Origin of the sequence: Aneurinibacillus danicus (assembly GCF_007991215.1) — a bacterium.
Lineage (GTDB): Bacteria > Bacillota > Bacilli > Aneurinibacillales > Aneurinibacillaceae > Aneurinibacillus > Aneurinibacillus danicus.
This window is the reverse complement of sequence record NZ_BJXX01000003.1, coordinates 1-6,213: the sequence shown is the minus strand read 5'-3', so window position 1 is coordinate 6,213 and position 6,213 is coordinate 1. Positions and strand designations below refer to the sequence as shown.

Below are 6,213 nucleotides of genomic sequence, written 5' to 3'. Positions count from 1 at the left end.
CTCTTTTCCTTCGTACCACTAAAACCAGCTGCCCTTCCCATCATTTTCATATCGGGGTTGCGGCTGAAAAGTTATATAGTTTTGTTCTCTACTTCTGCACAAAGTTCCCTTAAGGTAAATTGAAATACCAATAAAAATATAGCTTACTTTATTATATTAACTTATTTATTTATATTTGTAAAACAGAATATTTACCTAAATAAAAGGACCATCTAATGATCAAGGCAATGCTCTTTGCCGTTCCCTTTTTTCTAACGCTACATCACGATCGGTCAGCACTTTCCCTTTCTGACTATAAATCATGATATGTCCTTGAATATATCCGTCCGGCAGACGGCTTCTGACAAACCCCTGAACCGCATTTAGAATATAATTTGAATTGCTGTCTGGCCTGGTCAAACTTGTGCGCACCGCAACGAATACAGTCTCATTTTCTATGCTGACTTCATACCCATCAATATATTGCGCCCAATGTGTTTTAAGCGTAGAAAAATTAAAATTATTTTTCATATATCTATCCAGTTCATCGGTCAGTTCCTGTTCCATGCTTTCTTCAGACTGCGCTTTCGCAACAGGAGAAACCACCTGCCTGAGCATATTGTCCGCCTGTCCTCCTGCGTTCCGAAATAAATAATCGTCCTGCATTTTCAAGCCGAATACGATGCCAATGAAGATGGAGATAAGTATTCCATTTACGCTGATTTTTGTCATGATGGTACCTCCTTCTTTATACCTTACCCCTTTCTCTAAATATTTAGATAAAATTAGTTCAAATCCTTTATAAGTGCGATAATATTTTTTAACCATTTATACTTTTTAGAAAAAATAAGGACCGCCTTCATCACGGCGATCCTCGCTGCTTTATTATTACAAAAATCTCCGATGGCACTTTTTTCCGTCATACGTAAACAAAACACGCCGGTCTTCGATCCTTGTCTCCATATGCACTGACTTGCCCCATAACTTATAAATATACGGCAGCGTTTTCTCTAGATACTTTACGTCTAATTCCATGCCCTCATACTGATGAAACAAGTACATCTCTCCATTGCCCAGGTAATCACCGTCCTGAACAAGAAGGTATGGAAATCCTCCGTTAACCCGACTCGTCACCAGTTGGTCGCGCACGACCTCCCACGCTTTATCCGTAATCGTCCAATCGTTGCCCTGGCGGCCGAATACATACATATCCAGTTTATCCACCAGGTCTTTCGTCAAATAATTGCGGATGAAAGAAATATCGCTGTCCAGTTCGCGTACCTCGAAGATTTTCTCCCGTCCTTTGCCCGGTTTGCGTCCAAAACGCTCCTGCTCTTCCTTCGTCGGATTGTTCCAGCGTTCTTCGATGTCCTCAAAAATTTTTAAGCCGAGGTAGTAGGGATTAATGCTGGTGGTAGACGGCTGAACGACTCCGGCATTCAGTTTGGCGTATTCAATCGTCTCGTCTTCCGTCAAATCCATCTCCCGCAGGATACGCTGGTGCCAATACGAAGCCCAGCCCTCGTTCATAATCTTCGTCTCAATCTGCGGCCAGAAATATAGCATTTCTTCGCGCATAATCGTCAGTACGTCACGCTGCCAGTTCTCCAGACGGGGACTGAATTCTTCGATGAACAGCAGCAGGTCTTTTTCAGGATCGGGCGGGAAGCGTTCTGTCCGTTTCTTCGCTTCTTCTTCTGCGGACTCCCTGCGCTTCCGCTCTTCCTCATCCAGCAGCCACAGATCGCCATACGGATGCTTACCATGAGCGGCAAGCGCGCTCCTCGCCTGCTCCGGATCTTCCGCCCAGCTGAAATGGCGGCGGATCAAGCTTGGATCAATGTGCTCCTGAATCGCCAATATCGCATCCAGAAATTCTTCCACTGTCTCTTTTCCGTACTGCATTTCATACTGACGCAGCCTTTCCGCCGTCGCAGCCATGCTTTCTACCATATCCCGGTTCGTCCGGCTGAACCGGACATTATTTTTGAAGAAATCGCAATGCGCCAGTACGTGCGCCACGATTAATTTGTTTTGAATCAGCGAGTTACCGTCCAACAGAAACGCGTAGCATGGATTTGAATTAATGACCAGCTCATAAATCTTGCTTAGTCCCAAATCATACTGCAATTTCATCCGATGAAACGATTTACCGAAACTCCAGTGCGAGAAACGGGTCGGCATGCCGTATGCACCGAATGTATAGATGATATCCGCCGGGCAGATTTCATAGCGCATCGGGTAGAAATCAAGCCCGAATCCTTTGGCGATCTCGGTAATCTCGTCAACCGCCCGCTCCAGTTGTCGCATCTCTTCTCCTGTCATGTTGTAGCCGCCTCCTTCGCGAAGAAGGTCGTTAATGCTTTGTAGACCTCTCCTTTTTCGCGGACGATGCAATATTTGAATTTCGGATCTTTAATATGTTTATATGCAGACATTAATGTAGAATGACGGTTGTACTGGTTTACTTCAGTGTAGCCGAACATATTGCTTATGCTCATCAATTCTTTTACCAGCTTCACACAGCGATCGTTATCTGAGGTCAGGTTGTCACCGTCCGAAATATGAAAAGGATAAATGTTATACAGCGAAGGCGGATACCGCTGATCGATAATTTCAAGCGCTTTGCGATAGGCGGAAGAACAGATGGTACCGCCGCTCTCCCCTTTGGAGAAAAAGGCTTCTTCCGTCACTTCTTTCGCTTCCGTATGATGCGCAATAAAGGCAATGTTGACTTTCTCGTATCTTGTACGCAGAAAACGAACCATCCAGAAGAAGAAGCTACGTGCCACGTATTTCTCCAGCGCCCCCATCGAGCCACTTGTATCCATCATCGCGATAATAACCGCGTTAGAATGCGGTTGGACAATTTCTTCCCATGTTTTGAAACGCAGGTCTTCGTTTGTAATGTTTTTGATGCCTTTGTGACCTGCAAGCCCATTTCGGCGCAGTGCTTCAAGTATCGTACGCTTCTTGTCAATGTTGCCCATTAATCCTTTTTTGCGGATGTCGTTGAACCGAATGTCGGTGATGACTACATCGTCCTCCTGCTTCTGCTGGAGGTTGGGCAGCTCCATTTCAGAGAACAGCATTTCTTCCAACTCTTCGACCGAGATTTCAGCTTCATAATAGTCTTCGCCGGCTTGATCGCCCGCGCCCTGTCCTTTGCCGGGCCCCTGACCAGGCTCTCCTTCTCTGGCGATGACATCGCCCACTTTGGATTCCCCGTTCCCTTGACCGACATGCTTGCTTTTGTTGTAGTTATACCGGATACGGTACTCATCAAGAGAACGGATCGGAATCTTCACTACATCTCGTCCGTTCGACATAATGATATTTTCTTCACTGACAAGGTCGGGAAGGTTCTTGCGAATCGCTTCCCGAACCTTTTCCTGATGACGCTGCTGGTCCTGATGGCCTTTACGGTGCAGCGACCAGTCTTCCCGCGAAATAATAAACGGTGGTTCATGTTTCATGCGGCTTCCCCCTTTTTCACCGCTTACCGGTTCAAAAGGCTACCCACATAACGCAAAAGTTCATTTGCGCAAATTGGGCAGTATCCGTGCTCGTCGATCAGACGCGCGGTAACTTCGTTGACCTTCTTGAGCTGGATTTCGTCCGGCGTTTTGGTGGACGTCGTAATCTTCACCACGTCTTTCAAGTCGGCAAACAATTTCTTTTCGATGGCTTCGCGCAGACGTTCATGGCTGTTGTAGTCAAAACGTTTGCCTTTGCGTGCGTAAGCCGAAATACGAATAAGGATTTCTTCGCGGAATGCTTTTTTCGCATTCTCGGAGATGCCAATCTGCTCCTCGATCGAGCGCATAAGTTTTTCGTCTGCATCCATTTCTTCGCCGGTAATGGGGTCGCGCACTTTTGTTTTATTGCAGTACGACTCCACATTGTCGAGGTAGTTATCCATGAGCGTTTTTGCGGATTCTTCGTATGAGTAGACAAAGGCTTTTTGCACTTCCTTCTTGGCCAGCTCATCGTACTCTTTGCGTGCGACATTGATAAAAGTAAGATATCGTTCTTTGTCTTCCTTCGTAATGGTAGGTGACTGGTCCAATCCATCCTTAAGGGCACGCAGAATGTCAAGCGCATTGATGCATTCGGTATCGCGGCGGATAAGCGCACTGGAGATACGGTTAATGACATAGCGCGGGTCGATGCCGGACATCCCTTCATCAGCGAACTCATTTTGCAATTCCTTAATGTCCGATTCTTTGAATCCCTCCACAGCGTCCCCATTATACAGACGCAATTTCTTAAGCAGGTCAACGCCTTGTTTTTTGGAATCTTTCAAACGTGTAAGAATCGAGAAGATTGCGGCGGCGCGCAGCGAATGCGGAGCGATATGCACATGACCGAGATCGCTTTGCTTAATCAATTTGGCATAAATTTTCTCCTCATCGGAAACTCGCAAATTGTACGGAATACGCATGACAATCATCCGCGATTGTAGAGCTTCATTCTTCCTGTTGCTGATGAATGTTCTGTACTCGGACTCGTTCGTATGTGCGACGATGAGTTCGTCGGCTGAGATCAGCGCGAAGCGACCGGCTTTGAAGTTCCCTTCCTGCGTCAGCGACAGAAGGTTCCAGAGGAATTTCTCATCACACTTCAGCATCTCCTGGAATTCCATTAAGCCGCGGTTTGCCTTATTCAGCTCACCGTCGAAACGGTACGCACGAGGATCAGATTCAGATCCATACTGCGTAATCGTCGAGAAGTCGATGCTGCCGGTAAGGTCGGCGATGTCCTGCGACTTCGGATCGGAGGGACTGAACGTTCCAATGCCGCGCCGTTTGGCTTCCGAGAAGACGATCCGTTCGACCGGCATATCCTCAATCCGTCCGCCATACTCTGTGTCTAGGCGCATCTGATTGTAGGGCGATAGATTGCCTTCGATAATAATGCCCAGCTCTTTCTCAATATCCGGACGCAATTCATTAGGAATCAAGTGCAGGGGGTCTTCATGCATCGGACAACCTTTAATGGCGTACACGGCCCCCTGTTCGGTGCGTGTAAACTGCTCAAGGCCTCTTTTCAGCATGGTGACAATAGTGGACTTACCGCCGCTGACCGGTCCCATCAACAGCAGGATGCGTTTTCTTACATCGAGGCGCATGGCGGCGGAATGGAAATACTCTTCTACCAGTTTCTCGATTGCACGGTCCAATCCGTAAATTTCTCGGCTGAAAAACTTATAGCTCTTGCTTCCATCCTCATTATGTTCAATCCCGGCATGCTTGATCATGTTATACACCCGGGAATGTGCGGTCTGGGCAACGTGCGGATTTTTCCTAACAATCTCAAGGTACTCGGCGAATGTCCCTTCCCAAACTAGCTGTTCTTCGCGTGTACGGTATTCTGCAATCCGCTTCAGGATATCCATCGGGCACTCCTCTCCTTTTCTTCGTTCAGAATGGTCAGTCAGGGATGCGTTTTTACTATCCTATTCCACACATGCAGGTGACATGCTAAATATCTGCCCGCTTTAGCGCCCAAGACGCTTACGCAATCAGATGAGAAGAGAAGGAAAGCGATAGGAAGCAAAGGAGAAGACTAAAAAACATAAGATTTTTCTGTAAAAATAGGGCTGAGATGCGCATATAGCTCACCTCAGCCCTATTTTTATGTCTTTATTTCTCGTATGTAGCCCCGTGCATTACTTCATAAATTTCCAACTGCGAGCCGGTGGCCGGATTGTTATCGGAGGAATGTGCATGTGCCTGACGGAAGCTTTCGCTTTCGGTCCACGCTTTGAACGACTCTTCGCTATCCCATTTCGTGTACACGATTTGCTTGTCCCCTTCTTTTGCGCTTAAAAACTGGAACTCCAGACAGCCAGGAACATTGCGCATACGCTCCGCGCTTTTGGCAAACATTTCTCCCATGCGGCCTTTCATCGCGGCCGGAACATGCAGTACATTCATGACAACGTACATGGTGAGCCCACCTCCATAAAATATCAATCCCTTTCACTATAGCAAATCCATCTGTGCTTTTCCAATTGCAAGCGTACAAACTTTGTCAAGATTACCGTGTTTCCATATGTTCCAATAGTTAAAATATGAGGTATAATAAAGTGAAAAGTACTCTTGGGAGAGGAGACATAGAAAATGGCAATTATTTTAGGAGTTACATTCCTGGTGCTTGGCGCAATTTTCACGGCTGGATATAATGAAGACAAGACTTGGGGTCTATAAATCAGCAAAAAACCACCATGGC

At 46.6% G+C, this 6,213-nt stretch carries 6 protein-coding genes; all 6 read right to left on the bottom strand.

Annotation, left to right across the window (positions count from 1 at the left end; all coding sequences use genetic code 11):
* Positions 1-219: 219 nt before the first annotated feature.
* Positions 220-711, bottom strand: coding sequence for a hypothetical protein (locus ADA01nite_RS00145; RefSeq protein ID WP_146807867.1), 492 nt, complete (start codon positions 709-711; stop codon positions 220-222).
* Positions 712-867: 156 nt separating this feature from the next.
* A complete protein-coding gene (locus ADA01nite_RS00140; protein WP_146807866.1) occupies positions 868-2,304 on the bottom strand; it encodes a SpoVR family protein in 1,437 nt (478 codons plus the stop codon).
* Positions 2,301-3,455 carry a sporulation protein YhbH gene (gene yhbH, locus ADA01nite_RS00135; RefSeq protein ID WP_146807865.1) on the bottom strand — a complete coding sequence of 385 codons (1,155 nt, stop codon included), beginning with the start codon at positions 3,453-3,455 and terminating at the stop codon, positions 2,301-2,303. Before yhbH ends, ADA01nite_RS00140 begins: the two co-directional genes overlap by 4 nt.
* 23 nt (positions 3,456-3,478) lie before the next feature.
* A complete protein-coding gene (locus ADA01nite_RS00130) occupies positions 3,479-5,377 on the bottom strand; it encodes a PrkA family serine protein kinase (RefSeq protein WP_146807864.1) in 1,899 nt (632 codons plus the stop codon).
* Between the two features lie 247 nt (positions 5,378-5,624).
* On the bottom strand, positions 5,625-5,930 hold the full coding sequence (locus tag ADA01nite_RS00125) for an antibiotic biosynthesis monooxygenase family protein (RefSeq protein WP_146807863.1): 306 nt from the start codon (positions 5,928-5,930) through the stop codon (positions 5,625-5,627).
* 23 nt (positions 5,931-5,953) lie between these two features.
* On the bottom strand, positions 5,954-6,213 hold a 260-nt coding region (locus ADA01nite_RS22400), incomplete at its 5' end, for a hypothetical protein (protein ID WP_218029513.1).

Excerpts from the sequence above, each read along its gene's own strand:
- ADA01nite_RS00130 (WP_146807864.1), bottom strand. The coding sequence starts at position 5,377 with ATGGATATCCTGAAGCGGATTGCAGAATACCGTACACGCGAAGAACAG.
- yhbH (WP_146807865.1), bottom strand. The coding sequence starts at position 3,455 with ATGAAACATGAACCACCGTTTATTATTTCGCGGGAAGACTGGTCGCTG.
- ADA01nite_RS00140 (WP_146807866.1), bottom strand. The coding sequence starts at position 2,304 with ATGACAGGAGAAGAGATGCGACAACTGGAGCGGGCGGTTGACGAGATT.
- ADA01nite_RS00145 (WP_146807867.1), bottom strand. The coding sequence starts at position 711 with ATGACAAAAATCAGCGTAAATGGAATACTTATCTCCATCTTCATTGGC.
- ADA01nite_RS00125 (WP_146807863.1), bottom strand. The coding sequence starts at position 5,930 with ATGTACGTTGTCATGAATGTACTGCATGTTCCGGCCGCGATGAAAGGC.